The 21,599-nt window shown below is 63.3% G+C and carries 17 protein-coding genes and 2 pseudogenes; 11 read left to right on the top strand and 8 right to left on the bottom strand.

Features of this window, described 5'->3' with window-relative positions; genetic code table 11:
- Positions 1–20: 20 nt before the first annotated feature.
- Positions 21–968, top strand: a complete 948-nt coding sequence (locus ACVWW3_RS09635) for an alpha/beta hydrolase (protein ID WP_456650206.1) — start codon at positions 21–23, stop codon at positions 966–968.
- 13 nt (positions 969–981) lie between these two features.
- Positions 982–2,010 carry a Na+-dependent transporter gene (locus tag ACVWW3_RS09630; RefSeq protein WP_456650207.1) on the top strand — a complete coding sequence of 343 codons (1,029 nt, stop codon included), beginning with the start codon at positions 982–984 and terminating at the stop codon, positions 2,008–2,010.
- Positions 2,011–2,100: 90 nt separating this feature from the next.
- Here ACVWW3_RS09630 and ACVWW3_RS09625 read toward each other — a convergent pair whose 3' ends face one another.
- Positions 2,101–2,493: a response regulator gene (locus ACVWW3_RS09625; RefSeq protein ID WP_345946794.1), complete on the bottom strand. Its 393-nt coding sequence runs from the start codon at positions 2,491–2,493 to the stop codon at positions 2,101–2,103.
- Positions 2,494–2,633: 140 nt separating this feature from the next.
- On the bottom strand, positions 2,634–3,572 hold the full coding sequence (locus ACVWW3_RS09620; protein ID WP_456650208.1) for a GlxA family transcriptional regulator: 939 nt from the start codon (positions 3,570–3,572) through the stop codon (positions 2,634–2,636).
- A gap of 92 nt (positions 3,573–3,664) precedes the next feature.
- On the opposite strand from ACVWW3_RS09620, the gene ACVWW3_RS09615 reads away from it, so the two are divergent.
- Positions 3,665–4,351: a DJ-1/PfpI family protein gene (locus ACVWW3_RS09615; protein WP_247347208.1), complete on the top strand. Its 687-nt coding sequence runs from the start codon at positions 3,665–3,667 to the stop codon at positions 4,349–4,351.
- A 481-nt stretch (positions 4,352–4,832) separates the two neighbouring features.
- Here ACVWW3_RS09615 and ACVWW3_RS09610 read toward each other — a convergent pair whose 3' ends face one another.
- Positions 4,833–5,240, bottom strand: a complete 408-nt coding sequence (locus ACVWW3_RS09610) for an NADH:ubiquinone oxidoreductase subunit NDUFA12 (RefSeq protein WP_247440546.1) — start codon at positions 5,238–5,240, stop codon at positions 4,833–4,835.
- Positions 5,241–5,488: 248 nt separating this feature from the next.
- Here ACVWW3_RS09610 and ACVWW3_RS09605 point away from each other — a divergent pair, with 248 nt between their 5' ends.
- The 3 genes and pseudogenes from ACVWW3_RS09605 to ACVWW3_RS09595 all read left to right on the top strand — a co-directional run bounded on the left by ACVWW3_RS09605 (position 5,489) and on the right by ACVWW3_RS09595 (position 9,053).
- Positions 5,489–6,148: a BA14K family protein gene (locus ACVWW3_RS09605; protein WP_456650209.1), complete on the top strand. Its 660-nt coding sequence runs from the start codon at positions 5,489–5,491 to the stop codon at positions 6,146–6,148.
- A 232-nt stretch (positions 6,149–6,380) separates the two neighbouring features.
- The gene (locus ACVWW3_RS09600; RefSeq protein ID WP_247440632.1) at positions 6,381–6,797 is read left to right on the top strand and encodes a response regulator; all 417 of its coding nucleotides are present in this window, start codon (positions 6,381–6,383) and stop codon (positions 6,795–6,797) included.
- Positions 6,794–9,053 (top strand): annotated as a pseudogene (locus tag ACVWW3_RS09595) (CHASE3 domain-containing protein). The gene ACVWW3_RS09600 and the pseudogene ACVWW3_RS09595 overlap by 4 nt, the downstream one beginning before the upstream one ends.
- On the opposite strand, the pseudogene ACVWW3_RS09590 reads toward ACVWW3_RS09595, so the two are convergent.
- Positions 9,054–9,951 (bottom strand): annotated as a pseudogene (locus ACVWW3_RS09590) (DMT family transporter).
- 755 nt (positions 9,952–10,706) lie between these two features.
- On the opposite strand from ACVWW3_RS09590, the gene ACVWW3_RS09585 reads away from it, so the two are divergent.
- Together ACVWW3_RS09585 and ACVWW3_RS09580 are read left to right on the top strand one after the other, a co-directional pair.
- The gene (locus ACVWW3_RS09585) at positions 10,707–14,468 is read left to right on the top strand and encodes a vitamin B12-dependent ribonucleotide reductase (protein WP_456652035.1); all 3,762 of its coding nucleotides are present in this window, start codon (positions 10,707–10,709) and stop codon (positions 14,466–14,468) included.
- Positions 14,469–14,801: 333 nt separating this feature from the next.
- Positions 14,802–15,383, top strand: a complete 582-nt coding sequence (locus tag ACVWW3_RS09580; protein ID WP_456650212.1) for a hypothetical protein — start codon at positions 14,802–14,804, stop codon at positions 15,381–15,383.
- 31 nt (positions 15,384–15,414) lie between these two features.
- On the opposite strand, the gene ACVWW3_RS09575 is transcribed toward ACVWW3_RS09580, so the two are convergent.
- Both ACVWW3_RS09575 and ACVWW3_RS09570 read right to left on the bottom strand, forming a co-directional pair.
- Entirely contained in the window at positions 15,415–15,597 is a 183-nt protein-coding gene (locus ACVWW3_RS09575) for a hypothetical protein (RefSeq protein ID WP_456650213.1), read from the bottom strand.
- A gap of 316 nt (positions 15,598–15,913) precedes the next feature.
- Positions 15,914–17,067 (bottom strand): IS3 family transposase gene (locus ACVWW3_RS09570; RefSeq protein WP_354049800.1). Its coding sequence is split into 2 segments (ribosomal slippage): positions 15,914–16,809 and positions 16,809–17,067, totalling 1,155 coding nucleotides; the frame shifts between segments, so codons are not numbered across the junction.
- A 501-nt stretch (positions 17,068–17,568) separates the two neighbouring features.
- On the opposite strand from ACVWW3_RS09570, the gene ACVWW3_RS09565 reads away from it, so the two are divergent.
- From ACVWW3_RS09565 to ACVWW3_RS09555, 3 genes are all read left to right on the top strand, one after another.
- The gene (locus tag ACVWW3_RS09565; protein WP_456650214.1) at positions 17,569–18,546 is read left to right on the top strand and encodes a hypothetical protein; all 978 of its coding nucleotides are present in this window, start codon (positions 17,569–17,571) and stop codon (positions 18,544–18,546) included.
- Positions 18,547–18,670: 124 nt separating this feature from the next.
- The gene (locus ACVWW3_RS09560; protein WP_456650215.1) at positions 18,671–19,186 is read left to right on the top strand and encodes a chromosome partitioning protein ParB; all 516 of its coding nucleotides are present in this window, start codon (positions 18,671–18,673) and stop codon (positions 19,184–19,186) included.
- 300 nt (positions 19,187–19,486) lie between these two features.
- Entirely contained in the window at positions 19,487–20,323 is an 837-nt protein-coding gene (locus tag ACVWW3_RS09555) for a hypothetical protein (RefSeq protein WP_456650216.1), read from the top strand.
- Between the two features lie 83 nt (positions 20,324–20,406).
- Here the strand turns inward: ACVWW3_RS09555 and ACVWW3_RS09550 are convergent, their stop codons facing one another.
- Both ACVWW3_RS09550 and ACVWW3_RS09545 read right to left on the bottom strand, forming a co-directional pair.
- Positions 20,407–21,114, bottom strand: coding sequence for a nucleotidyl transferase AbiEii/AbiGii toxin family protein (locus ACVWW3_RS09550; RefSeq protein WP_456650217.1), 708 nt, complete (start codon positions 21,112–21,114; stop codon positions 20,407–20,409).
- Positions 21,038–21,370, bottom strand: a complete 333-nt coding sequence (locus ACVWW3_RS09545) for a hypothetical protein (protein WP_354103556.1) — start codon at positions 21,368–21,370, stop codon at positions 21,038–21,040. Before ACVWW3_RS09545 ends, ACVWW3_RS09550 begins: the two co-directional genes overlap by 77 nt.
- Between the last annotated feature and the right edge of the window lie 229 nt (positions 21,371–21,599).

Below are 21,599 nucleotides of genomic sequence, written 5' to 3'. Positions count from 1 at the left end.
ACCCGTAAGGTCGCTTCCCCATGCCTGTTGTGCTCGATCCCGACGCCGCCGCCGTCTACACGGCCTTTCAGGAGGCGGGCCGCCCCGCCTACGAGACCCTGACCGCTCCGGAAGCGCGCGCCTATTACTCGCAGGCGCGCTTTGCGACCAATCCCGAGCCACCGGAACTTGCGCGCGTCACGCCGCTGGCGATCCCGGCACCGCACGGAACGATCCCGGCCCGCATCTACGTTCCGAAAGACCGGCGCCGGCATGACGGCTTGTCCCCGGCGCTGGTGTTCTTCCATGGCGGCGGCTGGGTGATCGGCGATCTCGACTCCCACGACGTCGTCTGCCGCCAGCTCGCGGTCGAAGCCGCGCTGATCGTGATCTCGGTCGACTACCGCCTCGCGCCCGAACACAAATTTCCCGCCGCAGCCGATGACGCGATCGCCGCGACCAAATGGGTCGCCGCCAACGCCCGCGAGCTCGGCGTCGACGCCGCGCGCCTGTCGATCGGCGGCGACAGCGCCGGCGGCAATCTCGCCGCAGTCGTCGCGCTTGCTGCGAGAGACGGCAACGGCCCCGCGATCGCGGGCCAGGTGTTGATTTACCCCGCCGTCGATTTCGCCATGACGCACGGCTCGCACAGCGAGCCCGAGACCAGTGTGCTGCTGACGCATTCGGTAATCCGCTGGTTCCGCGACCATTATCTCAACGGCGCCGCCGACGTCGACGATTGGCGCGCCTCGCCGGCGCGCGCGCAAAACCTTGGCGGCCTGCCGCCGACCTATGTGCTGACTGCCGGCGCCGATCCGCTGCGCGACGAAGGCGACGAATATGCCGAGCGACTCAGGCAAGCCGGCGTGCCCGTCGCCACCAAGCACTATCCCGGCCAATTCCACGGCTTCTTCACGATGGGCAAATTGCTGCGCGAGGCCAATGTCGCCGTGAGCGAGATCGGCGCGTGGTTGAAGGGATTGGGCTGACGCCGCCTCCCGCATGCCATCCGTCTTTCAAAACCTCTTCGCCCTCCCGCTGCGCGGGCTGACATGGCTCGGCGGCCAGGGCACCCGCGCTGTGGCTGCCGTCGTCTTCATTGCGCTCGCGGTGCCGCCGCTCGGGGCGTTGCTGCGCCCTTACGTCACCGAGGCGATTTTCGTCCTGCTCTGCATCTCCTTCATGCGGGTCGATCTCGCCGCGCTCTCCGGCCATTTGCGCCGGCCGGCGCTGGTCGCGACCGCGACCGCCTGGACCGTGATCGGCGTGCCTGTGATCGTCGGACTGATCGTCCATGTCACCGGTCTCACCGCGCGCTCGCCCGGCCTTGCGCTGGCCTTGATGCTCCAGAGCATGGCTTCGCCGATGATGGCCTCGCCGGCGCTGGCCGCACTGATGGGCCTCGATGCCACGCTCGTTCTGGTCACGCTGGTGACCGCGACCGCGCTGGTGCCGTTCACCGCGTCGCTGTTCGCGAGCCTGTTCCTCGGCGACATGCTCAGCGTCACGCCGGCCACGCTCGGCCTGAAACTGCTCGGCATCCTCGCGGCATCGCTGCTTGCAGCGACCGTGATCCGCTGGGTCTTCGGCGCGGCCGCGATCCAGCGGCACAGGCGGCCGATCGACGGCTTCAACATCGTCATCCTGCTGATTTTCGCGGCCGCGATCATGGGCGACGTTGCGAGCGACCTCGTGGCCCAGCCGGTGTTCACTATCGGCTTGGCGCTGCTGTCCTTCACGATCTATTTCACGCTGCTCGCGATCACCACGCTGCTGTTCCGCCGCATCGGCTATGAGCGCGCGCTGGCGCTCGGGCTGATGGTATCACAGCGCAATCTGGGCCTGATGCTGGCCGCGACCGCCGGCGCGCTGCCGCCCACCACATGGCTCTATTTCGCGATGACGCAGTTTCCAATTCACCTGGCGCCATACATGCTGACGCCGATCGCGCGGCGGCTGACAGCGCGGGCGACTCTTGCAACTGCAAAAAAGAGACCACGACCTGGCGATGAGATGAAAATTATCAGCTGATGCACGGCCGCACGGCGTTGCCAGAGAATATCGAAACTGCCGGCGCCCGTGAAGCCGAGCGCGGCGCGCTACTGACGTGTCACTGCGACCTTACTCGTGTGTTGGCGGAACTTGGTTGAGGAGTTGTGAGGTCGCGGTCACGACCTGTGCCGGGGCGAAGGGTTTTTGCAGGAGCATACTGTGAGGAACGCCAAGGGACGGCCAATCATCGGCGGCGGCACCGGTCATGTAGACCACGGGAATGTGGGGATTGAGTTCTCTTGCGCGCCTGGCAACGTCCCAGCCGGTGAGAGCACCGCTGAGGTTCACGTCGGTGATCAGGGCCAGATATTTGCTTTCTTCGTTTTGGAGAAGTGTGAGCGCTTCCTCCCCGGATGAAGCAACCTCCGGGTGGAAGCCACCCTCGGCTAATGCCTCTTCTACGATTGTCTGGATAAGCGGATCGTCTTCCACAACCATGATGACGAGCAACTCAGTATTCACCGCTTACCTCCATCCACTTCGGGTGGCGCACATCAAGCCGAAGCGGGAGCTTTGGTTCCCGGATCTGTGCAAAAATGCACACAAGGTACTGCCGGGATGGAGCGCAGCCGCCCGCCACGAACTACAGCTTCCGGCGAAACCTAGCTGGCCCTTGCCGCACGCCGCAGCGCCTGCGGCGGTTGGCCGAAGGCGCGGATGAAGGCGCGCCGCATGCGCTCGGGGTCGCGGAAGCCGGTCGCCTCTGCGACGAGCTCGATCGCCTCGCGCGAGGACTGCACGCGTTCGCGCGCCACCTCGATCCGCAAGCGCTCGATCGCCTTGGAGGGTGTCGTGCCGGTCTCGGCGGCAAAGGCGCGGGCAAAATGCCGCGCGCTCATGCCGGCGCGGTCGGCGAGATCTTCGACCGTCAAACGCGCGTCGAGGTTCTCGCGCGCCCAGGACAGCAATGCACCGAACCTGCCGTTCGGCGTCTTCAACTCCAGCAGAGAGGAGAATTGCGACTGGCCGCCGCTGCGGCGATGATACAGCACGAGCTGCCGCGCGGTTGCCTGCGCGATCTCCTCGCCATGGTCTTCGGTCACCATCGCGAGCGCGAGATCGATACCTGCGGTGATGCCGGCGGACGTCCACACATTGTCGTCACGGGTGAAAATCTGGTCCGGCTCGAACTTCACCTTGGGATAGCGCGCGACGAAATCTCGCGTGCGGCCCCAATGCGTGGTGGCGCGGCGGCCGTCGAGCAGGCCCGCCTCGGCCAGCACATAGGCGCCCGAGCAGACGCTGGCGACCCGCACGCCGCGCCGTGCCAGCCGCTGCACTGAGCCGCGCGTGACCTCGCACCGCGCCGCATCCGTGACGCCTGCGCCGCCCGCCACGACCAGGGTCGTGATCGCATTCGCCGACTTGAAATCGCGCGCCATCATTTCAACTCCGGACGAGCTGCGCACAGGCCCTGGGTTCAACGCGAGCACCCGGATCGCGGGTGCTTTGCCGGTGGCACGTGCCGCGATCTCGAACACCGAGATCGGGCCGGCCGCATCGAGCAACTGGAAATCCGGGAAGATCAGGATGCCGATCATCGGTGATGTCCGAAAGTGAGGGAAAAATGCCATTTTGGACAGGACGGCATCATGCCAATTTGCCGGCGTCAAGCACATAGTTGGAGGCTCTCATGTCGACACCGCTCCAGATCGGACTTCTGGTGTTCCCGCGCGTCACTCAGCTCGACTTCACCGGCCCCTTGCAGGTGTTCTCGTCGGTCCCAGGCGTAAAACTGCATTTGATCTGGAAGCGGATCGAGCCGGTGCCGAGCGATTCCGTGCTGACGCTGACGCCAACCACGACTTTCGCCGATTGCCCGCAGCTCGACGTGATCTGCGTGCCCGGCGGCGGCGGCACCAACGATCTGCTCAATGACGAGGAGGTGCTGGATTTCCTGCGCCGGCAGGCCGAAGGCGCCAAATACGTCACCTCGGTCTGCACGGGATCTCTGGCGCTGGGCGCTGCCGGCCTCTTGAAAGGCTACCGCGCCGCCACCCATTGGAGCGCGATGGAGATGCTAGGCCAGTTCGGCGCAACGCCGACCAGGACGCGCGTCTGCATCGACCGCAACCGCATCACCGGCGGCGGCGTCACCGCGGGAATCGATTTCGCGCTGACCCTGGTGTCGATCCTGGTCGATCGCACCACGGCGGAAGCGATCCAGCTTCAGCTCGAATACAATCCCGCTCCGCCGTTCAATGCAGGCTCGCCCGATACCGCGCCCGCCGAAGTGCTGGCCTTGCTGAAAGAGCGCGGCGCCCCAAACCAGGCCCGCCGCCTGGAAGCGGTGAAGCGCGCCGCCGAACGGGTGATGTAGCCCCTCTCGTGTCCCGGACGCGGTGCGGCATGCAGTGACGCTCCGCAGAGCCGGGCCCCAGGAAACCACACGTGTCGCTGCTACATGGGTCCAGGCTCAGCGCTGCAGCGTTACACGCTGCAGCGCGTCCGGGACACGCAACTCGTCACACCAGAAAAAGGCCGCTCGGTTTCCCAAGCGGCCTTTCCTGCCTTACGGCGGCTGCACATTTCATCGGGCGATTTCGGAGCTTCCAGACCGGGGGCCTATCTCCCGATCGAGTCCTGGTCGGCGGCCGCTGCATCTCGGGACAGTCGCGAACTGTTGCCCGAACCGAACGCGATGGTCTCCCATCTCCGTAAGATGCGCCATTGAGCCGCGTCGCTCGCATGGCTGCAACGAGCGCGCAGGAATCATCCCCGCTGTTCGCGTTGTCCACAGCAGGGTGAGGCGGATGCGGGTGCATCCACTCCCACGAAGGAATCGGACGGGAATCGGAAGCCTAGCCAGGCGTCCAGGGCTGATAGTCGCCGGTCGCCTTCGGCCGCTTGCCGCTGGCGAGCGTCGAACCCGAGGGGCGGTAGGCGTTGGCCGTGCCGGTGAGATTCGGCTGGTGCGGCTTTTCCCACTCGCGCGGCTGATAGTTCTCCTGCGTCGGCGGCACGTCGACGGTATGATGCATCCAGCCGTGCCAGGACGGCGGGATCCGGCTTGCTTCGGCATAACCGTTGTAGATCACCCAGCGCCGCTCGAAGCCGAGCGTCGGGTCGATCACCCCGCCGCGGGTGCGATAATAGAGGTTGCCCTGCTCGTCCTGGCCGACCAGCTCCCCGTACCGCCTGGTCCAGAGTTGGGTGCCAAAAGTCTGGCCATTCCACCAGGTGAAGAACTTGAGGAAGAATTGTTTCATACGGCAAGGGCCCTGCTTCGTCGGGTCCTGATGCCATCCGGACGGCGAAATGTCCAGTTCGGCGGGTGCGGCGGCGCCCCCCGCTGCGGGATGCGGCTCCGGGCACGGACGCTGCCGCAAATCGGACGCGATCCGTTCATGCCGGATACAGCGTTCCCATGAGACCCTTGCCGCGCACGCAAACCGCCGTGATCCCAGGAACTACAGCCCCTTCATTGGGTTTGCTTCCGGGAAAAGGAGTTTTGATCATGAAAAGTCTGAAAGTCTTGAGCGCCGCTGCGGCAGTGGCATTGGTTATCCCGTTGGCGACGCCGAGCTTTGCACAAAGTCGGGCCGCGGTGGTCGGAGGCGGCGCGCACATCGGTGGCGGCGGTGGCGGCGCACACTTTGGTGGCGGCGGCGGCGGCGCACACTTTGGTGGCGGCGGTGGTGGCGCACACTTTGGCGGCGGCGGCGGCGGCGCGCGAATGGGCGGCGGCAGCTTTGGCGGCGCGCGGATCGGCGGCGGCGGCGGTAACTTCGCGGCGGGTACAACTGTGCGTCCGGGTGGCGGCGCTGCTTTCACCGGCGGCGGCCGCGGCTTCGCAGCAGCCGGGGGCCACAACTGGAATGGCGGCGGCGGCCGTTGGCATGGCGGCGGCTGGCGCCATCGCGGCGGCGGCTTCTGGCCCGGTGTCGCGGCGGGTGCTGCGATCGGCGGCCTTGGCTCGTACGCCTATTACGGCGGCGGCTATTACAACGATCCCTACTACTATGGCGACGACAGCTATTATGATGAGCCGTCAGTGGCGGTGGTCCCCGACAGCGGCGGCGACTCCGCAGCCTATTGCGCACAGCGCTACAAATCCTACGATCCGGCGTCCGGCACCTATCTCGGCTATGACGGCCAGCGTCATCCCTGCCCGTAAGCACACCGACAACGCTTGAAGAGAGGCGCCGCAGCGATGCGGCGCCTTTTTCGCGCATGTCGAGCACCTCAACTGTTTCGAGCGCATCGTGGTCGCTGTCCGCCACGATGAGGCGCGCGGACCTTTAATCACCGCACCGTGCATACCTACCCTGACCCAATCCAAAATTGACCCGACGCGCGATTCACCTGTATCAATTTGGCTATGGGGATTTCGATTACTGGAAAATGTCATGCCGCGTATTCTCGTGGTCGATGACGATCCGATGGTCGGCGCGACCATCGAGGTCCTCCTCCAACGTCAGGGCTTCGACGTCACGTTGACCGACGGCGGAGAGACGGGTTTGGCTGCGCTCGAAACACAGAATTTCGACGTGATGCTGGTTGACATCTTCATGCCGCACATGCGCGGCTTCGAGTCCGTCCGCATCTTTCACGAGCGCGCGCCGGCGGTACCGCTGATCGCGATGTCCGGCTACGCCTTCGCGTCATCCGCGTCGCCCTCTCCCGATTTCCTCCGCATGGCGCTGGAGCTCGGCGCAACACGCTGCCTGCGCAAGCCGTTCACGCCGGACGCGCTGCTGACCACCATCCGGGAATGCCTCGGGGGCGAAAGTGCACAGCCGAAGGACAAGAAAGAAGCCCCTTGATCCCAACGCAGCGCATCATTCTCGGTACTGGACTTGCCATCCTCCTGATCATCACCGCAGCCTCGATCGGCCTCGACGTCAAGTCACGGTCCGATGCGGCCTGGGTCAATCACACCATCGAGGTGCTGAAGAAGATCTCCGATCTGCGCCTGCTGATGCGCCGCGCCGAGAGTGCCGCACGCGGCTACGAAATCTACGGCAGCCCGAGCTTCAGCGAGGAGTTCCAGGCGGCACACGCCCAGATCGCGCCGGCACTTGCCGATCTCAAGCGCGGCGTGCGCGACAATCCCGATCAGGTCATGCTGCTGGAGGGCACCGAGCCGCTGGCGCTGCGCCGGATGGAGATCGCCGCCGAGGCCATGCGCCTGCGCGCCGGCAACGACCAATCCGGCATTGCCACGCTCCAGGGCAAGGGCGAGGGCCGCGGCCTGATGGACACGGTGATGGGCAACCTCGATCGTCTGAGCGCGGGCGAAGAGCAATTGCTCGCCGCGCGCTCGCAGGATTCGCGCCGCACCGGCATCGTGCTGCTCGGCATCGATATCGCCGGCGCGCTCGTGATCATGCTGCTGGTCGTGATGGTGATGCGCGAGAGCCAGCGCACCCAGGGCGCGCTCAAGAGCACGCTATTGGAGACCACGGCCGCCAATCAGCAACTCGAGGCCGCGGTGGCCGAGCGCACCGAGCATCTGGTCACCGCGCATGACGAGCTGCGCCTGTCGGTCAACGTGCTTCAGAGCACCTTCCGCAGCATGGCGGAGGCGGTGCTGGTCATCGATGCCGAGGGCAATGTCCTTCTGTCCAATCCGGCCGCGGAGCGCATATTGCTGCACCGGACCGGCATGAACCTGCGCAATCTGCGCACGCTGTCCGACGTATTTCAGGGCGACGGCGTCACCCCGCTCAAGCCCGACGAGCTGCCGTCGGCGCGCGTGCTGCGCGGCGAGCAGTTCGAAGACATGGAGATGATCGTCCGCCCGCACAGCAGCAATTCACCCCGCCATCTCATGATCAGCGGCCGGCCGATGCTGGACGGTCAAGGCAGGATTTCCGGCGCGGTGCTGGTCTATCACGACGCGACCATGTCGCGCGAGACCGAGCGGCAGCTGTATCAGTCGCAGAAGCTGGATGCCATCGGCAAGCTGACCGGCGGCGTCGCGCACGACTTCAACAACATGCTGACCGTCATCTCCGGCAACACCGAGACGCTGGTGGCGAGCCTGAAGGCCCAGCCCGAGCTCCAGCGCACGGCGCGGCTGATCGACGAGGCCGCCGAGCGCTGCGCCGAGTTGATCCAGCATCTGCTTGCCTTTGCGCGCAGGCAGCCGCTCCAGCCGCGCAACGTCGAGATCAACGCTGCGGTCGCGGATATCGCAAAACTCCTGCGCCCCACCCTCGGCGAGCAGATCCAGATCGAGACCGTGCTGGAACAGGGGCCGATGACCTCGCACATCGATCCGTCCCGGCTCACCAATGCCGTGCTCAACATGGCGATCAACGCCCGCGATGCCATGCCGAACGGCGGCAAGCTGCTGTTCGAGGCCCATCGGGTCGTGCTCGACGAGGCCCTATGCCCAGAATAATCCGGATGTGCGCCCCGGCCCTTACGTGATGCTCGCCGTCAGCGACACCGGCACCGGAATGCCGGCCGAGGTCCAGCAGCAGGCGTTCGAGCCGTTCTTCACCACCAAGGAGGTCGGCAAGGGAAGCGGCCTCGGCCTCTCCATGGTCTACGGCTTCGTCAAGCAGTCCGGCGGCCACATCAAGATCTACAGCGAGGAAGGCCACGGCACCACGATCAAGCTCTATCTGCCGCCGGGCGAAGGCATGACGGATGTGGTCGCCACCGCGACGCCGCAAGCCGAAGGCGGCGCCGAGACCATTTTCGTGGTCGAGGACGATCCGCTGGTGCGCAACTTCGTCACCGCGCAGCTTCAGAGCCTCGGCTACAAGACGGTAGCGGCGTCCGACAGCAAGACGGCGCTTGAGTTGATCGAGACCGGCCAGCCGTTCGATCTCTTGTTCACCGACGTCGTCATCCCCGGCGGCATGAGCGGGCGCGTGCTCGCCGAGGAAGTGGCAAAACGGCGCCCCGGCCTGAAGGTGCTGTACACCTCCGGCTATACCGACAACGCCATCGTCCACCATGGCAAGCTCGACGACGGCGTGATACTGCTGACAAAACCCTACCGCCGCAACCAGCTCGCCGAGATGATCAGGAAGGCGCTGAACGGCGGGGGCATGACTGCAAGCTAGCTAGCGCGTCGCCAGCACCACGGCTGCCAGCGTGAAGATGAGTGCCGCGATCTGGCCCGGGCCCAGCGGCTCCCCCAGCGCCAGCGCCGACGCCACCACGCCGATGACAGGCACCGCCATCGTCCCGATCGCGGCGACCGAGGCCGGCAGGCGCGCGAGCGCTGCGAACCAGCTGACATAGGCGATGCAGAACTGCACCACGGTCGAATAGACCAGCAGCCACCAGCCGACCGGTGTCACCTGCTCCAGATGCGTGGTCTCGATGACGAGACCGATAATCGAGATCGGCAGGCAGCCGATCCCGATCTGCCAGGCCGCGGCCGTGATCGGCGGCAGATGGATGGGGTATCTTTTGGAAAACACCGTGCCGACGGCGAAGCCGATCGCGCCGCACAGCGCCATGATGATGCCCGGCAGCTTTTCCGCGCTGGCGGCAATGCCGTTGCCGCCCATGATCGAGGCAAGCCCGGCAAAGGCCATCACCAGGCCGATGGTGCGCAACAAGGTCGGTCGCTCGCCCAGCACCGGCCAGGCGATCAGCGAGGCCCAGACCGGCATGGTGTAGGCGATCAGCGCCGCCTCGCTGGCTGGCAGCCAGAGCAGCGCCAGGCCCATCAGCACCATCCAGCCGGTGACGTTGAGGATTGCGGCGGTCACCAGGCGCGGCCAGATCGCAGGCTCGACCCTCAGGCTCTGCCGGCGGATCAGCGCGAGGGCGGCGAGCAGCACTGCGCCCACCACCCCCGTCACCCCGCGCAGCGTCAGCGGCGGCAGCTCGGAAAGCAGGAATTTCGTCACCGGCCAGTTGAAGCGCCCAGCCCACCGAGGTGATGGCGAGGAACATCAGGCCGGCCGGGGCGATGCGTGGTCGCAAGCCCGGTCGCGTCGAATCAAGCATGTGGGTGTCCGGCAAAATCGAGGTCAGCTTGGCGCGGATTCGCGCGCCCCACCACCACCCCGGCGGGCATGCCTGCCCTCACCGTCCGTAGCCCCACGTGAGTCCCGTTGAGGCAAGCCCGGTCCTCAAAAATATACCTGCCCTGTGAACAGCGGGGTGAAGCCTCCGCAGCACCACGGGATGCAAATTTTTTCGGTTGGGAATCCCTGAGGACTCACCGATACTTGGCTCAAGAACAGGTGTGGGCTTGCCCCCTGTTATCCCCGACAATCCACCATATTTAGTATTTGATTCAGGAACCCGCACTAGTTCTTGACGGGCGCAATGGAGAGTCCTAGTTTTCGATCCGTTCGGCGCGAGTGTGTTTGCGTCCCGCCGGCACTCCCCGAAGGGCCTGCAAAACAGCACTCCGCCAAGCCAGCCAAAGGCAGCGGGATGAGGGCTTGTCTGCCCGCGATAGCGGTCTCCCAGGGCGCCAGAACGGGCCGGCAACAGGCTCGCATGGCAATTGGTTGAAGTGTCGTTGTGGGGCGTTGAACGCATGTCGGGCTCATCCCCTTGGGGGCGGATGGATCCGGACATGCCGGCCGGTGAGAGGTGCACGCACCTCACCATCGCCGGGAGAAAAAGGGCCGGGTCCACCGGCTGAACTGCGAAGCCTTGGGGCGGAAACGCCTTCGGGGATTCGCGAAATGAAATATCGATCCGGTCGCCTTGCGGAGGCGGTCCGGCTAAAAATAGGACGGGGCAAGACCATGCGGATTGAGCGGCGCCACACCACGGTAGGACAGTCACCTTACGCGGGAATCGAATTCCGGCAGACCACGTCGGAGATCAGGAATCCCGACGGCTCGGTCGTGTTTAAATTGGACGGCGTTGAGGTCCCGACCGAGTGGTCGCAGGTCGCCTCCGACGTCCTCGCCCAGAAGTACTTTCGCAAGGCCGGCGTTGCCGCGCGCCTGAAGAAGGTCGAGGAAGAGTCCGTCCCCTCGTTCCTGTGGCGCTCCGTGCCCGACACCGAGGCGCTCGCCCTCCTGCCCGAGAAAGAGCGCTTCGTCAGCGAGCTCTCGGCCAAGCAGGTGTTCGACCGTCTCGCCGGCTGCTGGACCTATTGGGGCTGGAAGGGCAACTACTTCTCCTCCGACGCCGACGCCCAGACCTTCTACGACGAGCTCCGCTACATGCTGACCATGCAGATGGTCGCGCCGAACTCGCCGCAATGGTTCAACACCGGGCTTCATTGGGCCTATGGCATCGACGGTCCCGGCCAGGGCCATTATTACGTCGACCCCTTCACCGGCAAGCTGACCCGGTCGAAATCCTCCTACGAGCATCCGCAGCCGCACGCCTGCTTCATCCAGGGCGTCGGTGACGACCTCGTCAACGAGGGCGGCATCATGGACCTCTGGGTCCGCGAGGCGCGCCTGTTCAAATACGGCTCCGGCACCGGCTCCAACTTCTCGCGCCTGCGCGGCGAAGGCGAACGCCTTTCCGGCGGCGGCCGCTCGTCCGGCCTGATGAGCTTCCTCAAGATCGGCGACCGCGCGGCGGGCGCGATCAAGTCAGGCGGCACCACGCGCCGCGCGGCCAAGATGGTCGTGGTCGATGCCGATCACCCCGACATCGAGACCTATATCGACTGGAAGGTGAAGGAGGAGCAGAAGGTCGCAGCTCTCGTCACGGGATCCAAGATCAACCAGAAGCACCTCAAGCTGGTGCTCAAGGCCTGCGTGAACTGCGAAGGTTCGGGCGACGACTGTTTCGACCCCGAGAAGAACCCTGCCCTGCGCCGCGAGATCAAGCTCGCGCGCCGCTCGCTCGTGCCTGACAATTACATCAAGCGCGTCATTCAGTTCGCCAAGCAGGGCTACAAGGACATCCAGTTCGACGTCTACGACACCGATTGGGATTCGGAAGCCTATCTCACGGTGTCCGGCCAGAACTCCAACAACTCGGTCTCGCTCAAGGACGATTTCCTGCGCGCGGTCGAAACCGACGGCGACTGGAATCTCATCGGCCGCACCACCAAGAAGGTGACCAAGACCCTGAAGGCGCGCGACCTCTGGGAAAAGATCGGCTACGCCGCCTGGGCGTCGGCCGACCCGGGCCTGCACTTCAACACCACCATGAACGACTGGCACACCTGCAAGGCGTCCGGCGACATCCGCGCCTCCAATCCGTGCTCGGAATACATGTTCCTGGACGACACCGCGTGCAACCTGGCGTCCGCCAACCTGCTGACGTTCTACGACGCCACCACGAAGCGGTTCGACGTCGAGGGTTACGAGCACCTCTGCCGGCTCTGGACCGTCGTGCTCGAAGTCTCCGTGATGATGGCGCAGTTCCCGTCGAAGGCGATCGCCGAGCTCTCCTACGAGTTCCGCACGCTCGGTCTCGGCTTCGCCAATATCGGCGGCCTGCTGATGACCATGGGTCTGTCCTATGACTCGAAGGAAGGCCGCGCGCTCTGCGGCGCGCTGACCGCCGTGATGACCGGCATCACCTACAAGACTTCTGCGGAGATGGCGGCCGAGCTCGGCACCTTTCCCGGCTACAAGAAGAACGCCGCGCACATGCTGCGCGTGATCCGCAACCACCGCCGCGCCGCGCATGGCGAGACCTCCGGCTACGAGGCGCTCAGCGTCAACCCGGTGCCGATGGACCTGGTCTCCTGCCCGCAGGCCGACCTGGTCACGCATGCGCAGGCGGCCTGGGATGGGGCGCTCGAGCTCGGCGAGAAGCACGGCTATCGCAACGCCCAGACCACGGTGGTCGCGCCGACCGGCACGATCGGCCTGGTCATGGATTGCGACACCACCGGCATCGAGCCCGACTTCGCGCTGGTGAAGTTCAAGAAGCTCGCCGGCGGCGGCTACTTCAAGATCATCAACCGCGCGGTCCCCGCGGCGCTGCGCACGCTCGGCTATCGCGAAGCTGATATCGCCGAGATCGAGGCCTACGCCGTCGGCCACGGCTCGCTCTCCAACGCGCCGGGCATCAACGTCTCGACGCTGAAGTCCAAGGGTTTTACGGATGAGGCCATCGCCAAAGTCGAAAAGGCCCTGCCGACCGCCTTTGACATCAAGTTCGCCTTCAACAAGTGGACCTTTGGCGAAGACTTCATCCGCGACCAGCTCGGCATCGGTGCCGAGGCAATCGCAGCACCCGGCTTCGACCTGCTCCAGGCCGTTGGCTTCACCAAGCGCGAGATCGAGGCGGCCAACGTCCACATCTGCGGCGCGATGACGGTGGAAGGTGCTCCGCACCTCAAGGCCGAGCATTACGCCGTGTTCGACTGCGCCAATCCCTGCGGCAAGGTCGGCAAGCGCTATCTCTCGGTCGAGAGCCACATCCGCATGATGGCCGCGGCGCAGCCCTTCATCTCGGGTGCGATCTCCAAGACCATCAACATGCCGAACGACGCCACGGTGGAGGATTGCAAGTCCGCCTACATGCTGTCGTGGAAACTGGCGCTGAAGGCCAACGCGCTCTATCGCGACGGCTCGAAGCTCTCCCAGCCGCTCAACTCGCAACTCATCAGCGACGATGAGGACGAGGACGATGCGATCGAGAATCTCTACGACAAGCCGATGGCGGCGCGGACCGCCCAGGTCTCGGAAAAGATCGTCGAGAAGCTGGTCGAGCGCATCATCGTGATGCGCGAGCGCGAGAAGATGCCGGATCGCCGCAAGGGCTACACCCAGAAGGCGGTCGTCGGCGGCCACAAGGTGTACTTGCGCACCGGCGAGTATGACGACGGCCGGATCGGCGAGATCTTCATCGACATGCACAAGGAAGGCGCGGCCTTGCGCTCCTTCATCAACAACTTCGCGATCGCGGTGTCGCTGGGCCTGCAATACGGCGTGCCGCTCGAAGAATATGTCGACGCCTTCACCTTCACCCGCTTCGAGCCGGCGGGCCCCGTGCAGGGCAACGACAGCATCAAGTACGCGACCTCGATCCTCGACTATGTCTTCCGCGAACTGGCGGTGAGCTACATGTCGCGCTTCGACCTCGCCCATGTCGATCCGACCGAGTCGAACTTCGACGCGCTGGGCAAGGGCGTCGAGGAAGGCAAGGAGCCGGAGGAAGCGAACCAGCAGGCGACCAGGCTGGTCTCGCGCGGCCTCACCCGCTCCCGCACCGACAATTTGTTCGTGATGCGCAGCGGCTCCGCCGCGGTCGCATCCGGCAATGACAGCGCGCCCGCCGGCGGCAGCAAGGTCACCTCGCTCGCCTCCCACGGCGCCACCGCCCGCGATGCCCTGGAAGGCGCGGTCGCGCTGAAGCAGGAAGCCAGCCACGATTTGTCTCCCACGGAGAAGCTCGAAGCCCTCCAGTGGAGCAAGTCCGGCAGCGCGCAAGTCGCAGTCCCCAGCAAGGCCGAGCGCCGCGCGGAAGCGAAAGCAAAAGGCTACGAAGGCGAGATGTGCGGCGAGTGCGGCAACTTCACGCTGGTGCGGAATGGGACCTGCATGAAGTGCGATACGTGCGGAAGTACGACGGGGTGTTCGTGAGGCGGCAGCGCTTACCGAGAGTTAAGCCGATTGATCCGGGCAACTGACAAGGGGCGGCCTAAAGGCCGCCCCTCCTGTTGCTTGCATTATGCGTTAATACACGACTTTAAATTTATCCTTTACGCTAAGCGTAGGCAACTTATGTCGCGGCGACGATTGAGGAATCTAGTCAATGGGCAGCAGTCTGCGCAACCATTGCTGCCACTTGTACATACAACCGACGTCTATCGACTGACGAATGTGCTTGAGGACGGGCGCCTAGAGCCACGAGAGTGCGACGTATTTAGGAGCGAGCCGTTACTTTATTTCTTTTATGGACGACCATCATACCGTGTGAACGCCAACGAAGGAGCGACGTCGCTAGATCACTATCTTCCAGTTTGTTTGCTCTTTCGGAACAAGTCCGTAAATCCGATCAAAAGGGTGTTTCCATTTGATAGCGGCGGATTTCATAACGACCTCTACGCGGACGCATTCCACAAAGATATGAAACTCGACGACTTTGGTCTTGAACCTGACATCGACACTCCAGGGCGCGTCATCTCGCTCTTCTTTGAGACAACCGACGCCTATTTGCGGGCGCGCGCATCAGCATCGGCAACTCTCGATGCATCCGAACTGGAAGCGAAGAGCTACTTGGCACTAATAAGCCAGCGCCTCAGTAACACTATGGACAATCGAGTATCCGGGATTGAGTTGCAGTTTGAAGGTCCACTGAAGATTGACGGAGCTATCGATGCCGTCATTCTTCCCGACACTTTGTACAGCAGCTCATTCATCCAATCAAAATTAGCAGCATTGAAAATCGAAGCTTTGCCTTACCCTCAGGTAGATCGTCAAAGACCATCGGAATACGTCACGAAGATCTTCGATCTTTGTTATGAGTACTACCGAAGATCAGGCCTCATGACGTGAGATCAGGGCAATGCCTTCCCTTGATGGCTGCTTAGTTGTTGCGAAAGACGTCCCATCGTTTGTCGTCCCAGTCCTGGTCGATCGGCCAGGCGGCAATCTGCCTCTTATTCAAGAAATAGACGGCCGCAACCGAATTTCCTCCTTCTTCCACGTGGATGTAGGGAACGGCTATGAGGACATAGATTTCAAATTCGAGGTCGACGTTGGAGACCAAGCGATTTGGGGATTCCGATCTCTAACCGGCGACGTTTGTGTCGGTAACTTCGCCGCTCTAAAGCAGGAATTGCAAGACAGATTTTTTTCGGGCGAGTTCTCGACCTTTCCGTTGATCGAAGCTCAGATAGCTAAATTCTGCAATCTCGCTAGCTCGTACGTAAGCGCCCTATCCAAGTCGTACGAACTGATGGCAAGTCGATCAAAACTCGGGGCGAGTATTTGGCGCGATTGCAGTGTGCTCCTTCCACTTGCAAGAAAGGAATTGGCCCAAGCTATTCCAAAAGTGAGCTGCACCCGGTTCTGTTGACACCGGCTTAAGCTAATCCAACCTTCCGTTCGAACTCCATAGGGCTCAGATATCCGATCGTCGAATGCCTTCGCTTCGGATTGTAGAAGCGCTCGATGTAGTCGAACACGTCGGCCTTGGCCTCGTTGCGTGACCGGTACACTTTGCGCGCTGTTCGCTCGGTCTTCAAGGACGAGAAGAAGCTCTCCATTGCAGCGTTGTCCCAGACATTGCCTGACCGGCTCATCGAGCAGACCACGCCGTGATCGGCCATCAGCCTCTGGAACTGTTCGCTGGTGTATTGGCTGCCGCGATCGGAATGATGCAACAGCGCGTCCGGCTTGCCTCGTCGCCAGATCGCCATCACCAGGGCATCGGTGACGAGCTGTGCCGTCATTGCTGTACTCATTGACCAGCCGACCACCCGCCGCGAGAACAGATCAACGACTGCGGCCACATAGAGCCAACCCTCCGCCGTCCAAACATAGGTGAAGTCAGCGATCCATTTGCGATTGGGAGCGGGCGCTTCGAAGGAGCGGTCGAGCACGTTGGGAGCGACGGCGGCGATCTGCCGCTCACCCAGATCGGGCGGCAGTCGACGCCGTCGTGGGCGTGCTTTAAGGGCCTGCAGCCGCATCAATCGTTCGATCCGGTGCAGCCCGCAAGATATCCCTTCGGCCAGCAGGTCGTGCCACACCCGCCTGGCGCCATAGGTCCGGTCGCTGGCCAGGAAGCTGGCTCGAACCTTCGCGCCAAGCTCTTCTTCGGTCCGGCTGCGTTCACTGCGCGGCCGTGTCAGCCAGGCATAGAAGCCACCCCGCGAGACACCGAGCGCCTCGCACAACCATTCCGCCGGCCAGATCCTTCGGTGCTTCGCAACGAAACCGAACTTCACGTCGATTCCTTCGCGAAGTAGGCCGCGGCTTTTTTTAGGATGTCCCGTTCGGCTTTAAGCTTGATGACCTCGCGCTTCAGCTGCGCGATCTCCAGTTGCTCCGGCTTCATCTGACCGTGGCCAGGGAATGCATGTTGTGGATCGTCCGCAAGCTGCTTCACCCAACTGCGCAACTGTGTCGGATGAATACCAAGGTCTTTGGACGCCTGCGCATACGACACGCCGCGCTGCTTGATCAGCCGCACGGCCTCAAGCTTGAACTCCCGCGTAAACTGCCTTCTCTCCATGACGCACCTCCTGCTCCATAAAACACCTAACTTGGTGTCTTCGGAACCGGGTGCAGCTCGTTTCGTATTGACTAATTTTGCACTAAACAGATCAGGCGTTGACTACTATTGGAGCAAACGAATCGCAGTATTTCACTATTCTCTCTTGGATTCTTACCTCGAGCGTCGAATGTTGACGCCACCACACCCTCGAAAGCGCTGGCCGGCCTAGCTTAGTGGAACTATGGGTCCAGTGCACTCAACTCTCAGGGACGGATCGTTGCAGCTTCGGTGGCAGGGTCCCCGATATCGCTTCTGCCTTCGCTCTGCGAGCTACGGCGGACAAGTCGCTCATCCGGGCCAGGAGCTACAGTTCGGTATCGGGCCTCGATCCGCCATCCCCGGGCCCGCCATAATTTCTCCTTCGCACGCGCGTTGTGTTGGACAGCGGCGAGACCTATCCTTCCAGCGATCGGACTGCCGCACTCCCATTGAACGCCCGACTGGATCGAGAGCGCATCGGTGCCCGAGACGAACGACCCCAAACCTGACGACCACAAGCCTGATGACCAGAAGCCTAACGCCCCCAAGCCGGACGAGGGGCGCGGCGATGGCGGGCTGGCGCGGGCTTACGACCAGATCAAGAGCGCAGAGGAAGACCTTGCGCGGCTGGACCGGCTGGTTTCCGGAATGGAACGCGGCAGCGAAGGCCCGCGGGCCTCGCAAGCAAGCGCCGGTGCGAAGCCGGCCGAGACTCCCGGGGACAAGGCGCCGGCACCAGCTAGCAAGGTTCGCGATCAAGGCCTGAAGGGAGATCGGACCATGATGCGCGCTTTGATTGGCCTCGTGCTCGCGATCGGCCTTCTCGGTGCCGCCTTCGCTTCGCAATATCGCGATGAGGCCAAGTCGTTCAGCAAGTCGATCATGGCGCGATGGGCTCCGCCGGCCACGAGCCAGCCCCCGCAAGCGTCCGCGGTTGAAAGTCCGGCGCAGCCGCGGGCCATGCAACTGGCTGCTGCGGATGGGCCTGGTCCGGTGCCCGCGCCACCAGTCAGCAAGGAAACGGAGAGCGTTTCGACAACTGGCGCCACAGCACCTGACCCCTCGTCGTCTGATCTCGCGCAATCGCTCAAGACCATCACCAGCGAGCTTGCGAGCATCAACGGAAAGCTCGAGCAACTGAAAAGCCGCAACGAGCAGACACTGCGCGAGCAGGCCGACACCATTCAACAACTCAAGGCGGCGCAGGAGAAGGATGCGGCGGACAATGCGCGCCTCGCCGCACAGGTCCAGGCGCTGCAAAAGGAGCTGACGACTTCACCCGCATCCGCACCTGCATCCGCAAAGCCCGCCGCGCGGAGCGTGATCAACAACGATGCCGCTGCGCCTGCACGGCCGCACGCGCAGGCGGCCGCACCTCGGCGACCGCGGCTGTCGCGAGGGCCCTGGATGCCCCCGCCCTATATGGTCGATCCCTACTACGGCGATCCTGATTGGTGAGCCCAGCTTCGTTGCTCATCAACACCCTGCCGCCGAATTGCCTTTGCGGTCGAGCCCTTCCCTTCTAAACTCCCGATACCACCGGCATGGGTTCCGACGGGCCTAGTAGACGCGGAGTCAGGTTATGCCAACACCGGAAAGCTTCCCGATCGAGAAGATCTTCGTTCCCACGAAGCAGAAGAAAGCCATCAAGCCCGAGATCGTCGGGGAGATCGCGGAAAGCATGCTGGACATCGGACAACAGGCCCCCATTTCCGTTCGGCGCGACGGCGACCGCCTCGTTCTGGTTGAGGGGCTGCATCGGCTCGAAGCCTGCAAGGCGCTCGGCGAGACGACCATTCTCGGCGTCCTGGTCCCGGCCGAGCTTGCTCAACACAAGCGGCAGCTCGCCGAACGACCCGAAGTCGAGGCAGAGCGCATCAAGATGGCGCGATTGAAGCAGTTGCGCCTGGAGAAGGAAGCCGCGGAGGCATCGACGGCTGCCTTGAAGAGCGTCAACGCAACGGAAGCGCCGCGCACCCGTCCTGCGAAAGGCGTCCGCGACAATTCGAGGGCGTCACCGGGCCGGACTGCGGGGTCGACACGGAAAACATTGTCGGACTGGATCACGCAGCAAAAGGGCAGCGGCGGCCGCTATTGATGGCCGCCTCCACAACTACGATCGCGGCAGAGCCGGCCCTCCGACCTATGAGCCGCCATAATTTCTCCTTCGCACGCGCGTTGTGTTGGATAGCGGCGAGACCTATCCTTCCAGCGATCGGACTGCCGCACTCCCATTGAACGCCCGACTGGATCGAGAGCGCATCGGTGCCCTGATGACCAGAAGCCTAACGCCCCCAAGCCGGACGAGGGGCGCGGCGATGGCGGGCTGGCACGCGCTTACGACCAGATCAAGAGCGCAGAGGAAGACCTTGCGCGGCTGGACCGGCTGGTTTCCGGAATGGAACGCGGCAGCGAGGGCCCACGGGCCTCGCGAGCAAGCGCCGGTGCGGAGGCAGCCAAGACTTCCGAGTACAAGACTCCCGAGGACAAGCCTCCCAAGGACAAGGCGCCGGCGCCGGATAGCAAGGTTCGCGATCAAGGCCTGAAGAGAGATCGGCTCATGCTGCGCGCTTTGGTTGGTCTTGTGCTGGCGATCGGCATTCTCGGTGCCGCCTTCGCTTCGCACTATCGTGATGAGGCCAGGTCGATCATGGCGCGATGGGTTCCGCCGGCCGCGAGCGTGCCCCCGCAAGCGTCCGCGGTTGAAAGTCCGGCGCAGCCGTCGACGGTGCAACTGGCAGCCGCGGATGAGCCTGGTCCGGTGCCCGCGCCGCCGGTCGGCAAGGAAACGGAAAGCGCTCCAAAAACTGACGCTCCAACAACTGGCGCCACAACGGCTGACCCCTCGTCGTCTGATCTCGCGCAATCGCTCAAGACCATCACCAGCGAGCTTGCGAGCATCAACGGAAAGCTCGAGCAACTGAAAAGCCGCAACGAGCAGGCACTGCGCGAGCAGGCCGACACCATTCAACAGCTCAAGGCGGCGCAGGAGAAGGATGCGGCGGACAATGCGCGCCTCGCCGCACAAGTCCAGGCACTGCAAACGCAACTGACGACGTCATCCGCGTCTACATCCGCGAAACCCGCCGCGCGGAACGTGACGGACAACGTTACGGCTGCGCCTGCACGGCCGCACGCGCAAGCGGCCGCACCTCGGCGGCCCAGGCCGTCGCGCGGACCCTGGATGCCACCGCCCTATATGGTCGATCCCTACTACGGCGATCCGGATTGGTGAGCCCGCAGGATGGGTGGAGCGAAGCGCTACCCATCCCTAGCTAATCGACAGAAGCGATGGTTTTCGCAAGGACTCAACCCATCCTACGAGCTGCTCGGTTCGATCCCATCTTCGGGGATCAGATTCCGAATTTCCACCAGCGCCTCCAGAGCAATTTCGCAAGCTCCGTCGATGAACTCCTCGCCCCGCGGCGTCGCGTTGATCACGTTTCTCATCTCGGCTTGATACTGGCGCTTCGCGAGATTCAACCGATTCAGGGCGGCCGATACGACATGATGGGTGATTGCCGGAGATTGCGCGATCTCGCGGAGCGCCGAACGATCATGCAAATGGATCGCGGCAAGATCGAAGGCGTCGCGCGGCGTGTATGTCGATGCGCGATAGACCAGTTTCTTGGTCGCGATTTCCGCGGACCGCTCCGCTGCAATGGCACGCTCGCCAAATTTTAGTTGATGGGTCGGATTGGCGATGTAGGACGGGGCGTTCAGGAAATCGATCTCGCCGACGTCGCGCACGATGAGTTTCAGATACTTGCCCGGCCATTGCCAACTATCACACAGCGACTTCGTCACCGGGTTCGTATTCGGCGCGAGGTTCTTCAGGGCGGCGCTTGAATCCAGGAAGATATCGACGTCGTAACTGATCCGATGATTCAGGATCTGCGCCAGGGCGGTGCCGCCGCCGAACGTCCACGGTCCGGCGCCCCCCTCCAGACTATCGAGTGCGATCAGCGCCTTCTGCAGGAGATCTTCCCACCTCGAAGGAAGCCATCTCCCTGACCCATCTTTCATTCGCGGACTCCGTGACCTGCCAGGCGTCGATTGCTTTCAATAACTCGTCGAACGTCACGATATGATCAACGACGAGATTGTGGATGACGGAAACATCGACCTCGTCGAACAACGCTTGCACGTACACGCGCCATTTTCGCTCGGAGATCTCCCCCTTCAGACACGCCAGCAGAGTCCCTTCGTCGATGCTGGCAGGCATCGGCGTGTTGATCGTCGTCACGGCCGCAGTCAGGTTTTCGATCGCATTTTTCAACATCCCCGCAATATGGTGCCATTCGCAGAAAGCCTCAACCGGCGCCCGTTCTTCATCGTGACCGGGGTCACGAGCAATTAGATAGGTTATTGAAAGTATTCAGCTTTTAGCGCGCACCTCAACCAAGAGCCATGCCAGGAAGCGCAGGCCCTTCCTCCGCAGCTTTTGCACCGTGACCATCACGCCCGAATTGCTGGCCGCGCTGGCGCAGCAGCCAGTAGGATGGGTAGAG

It is taken from the genome of Bradyrhizobium sp. LM2.9 (assembly GCF_054056555.1).
This window is presented reverse-complemented; position numbering and strand designations above follow the sequence as displayed.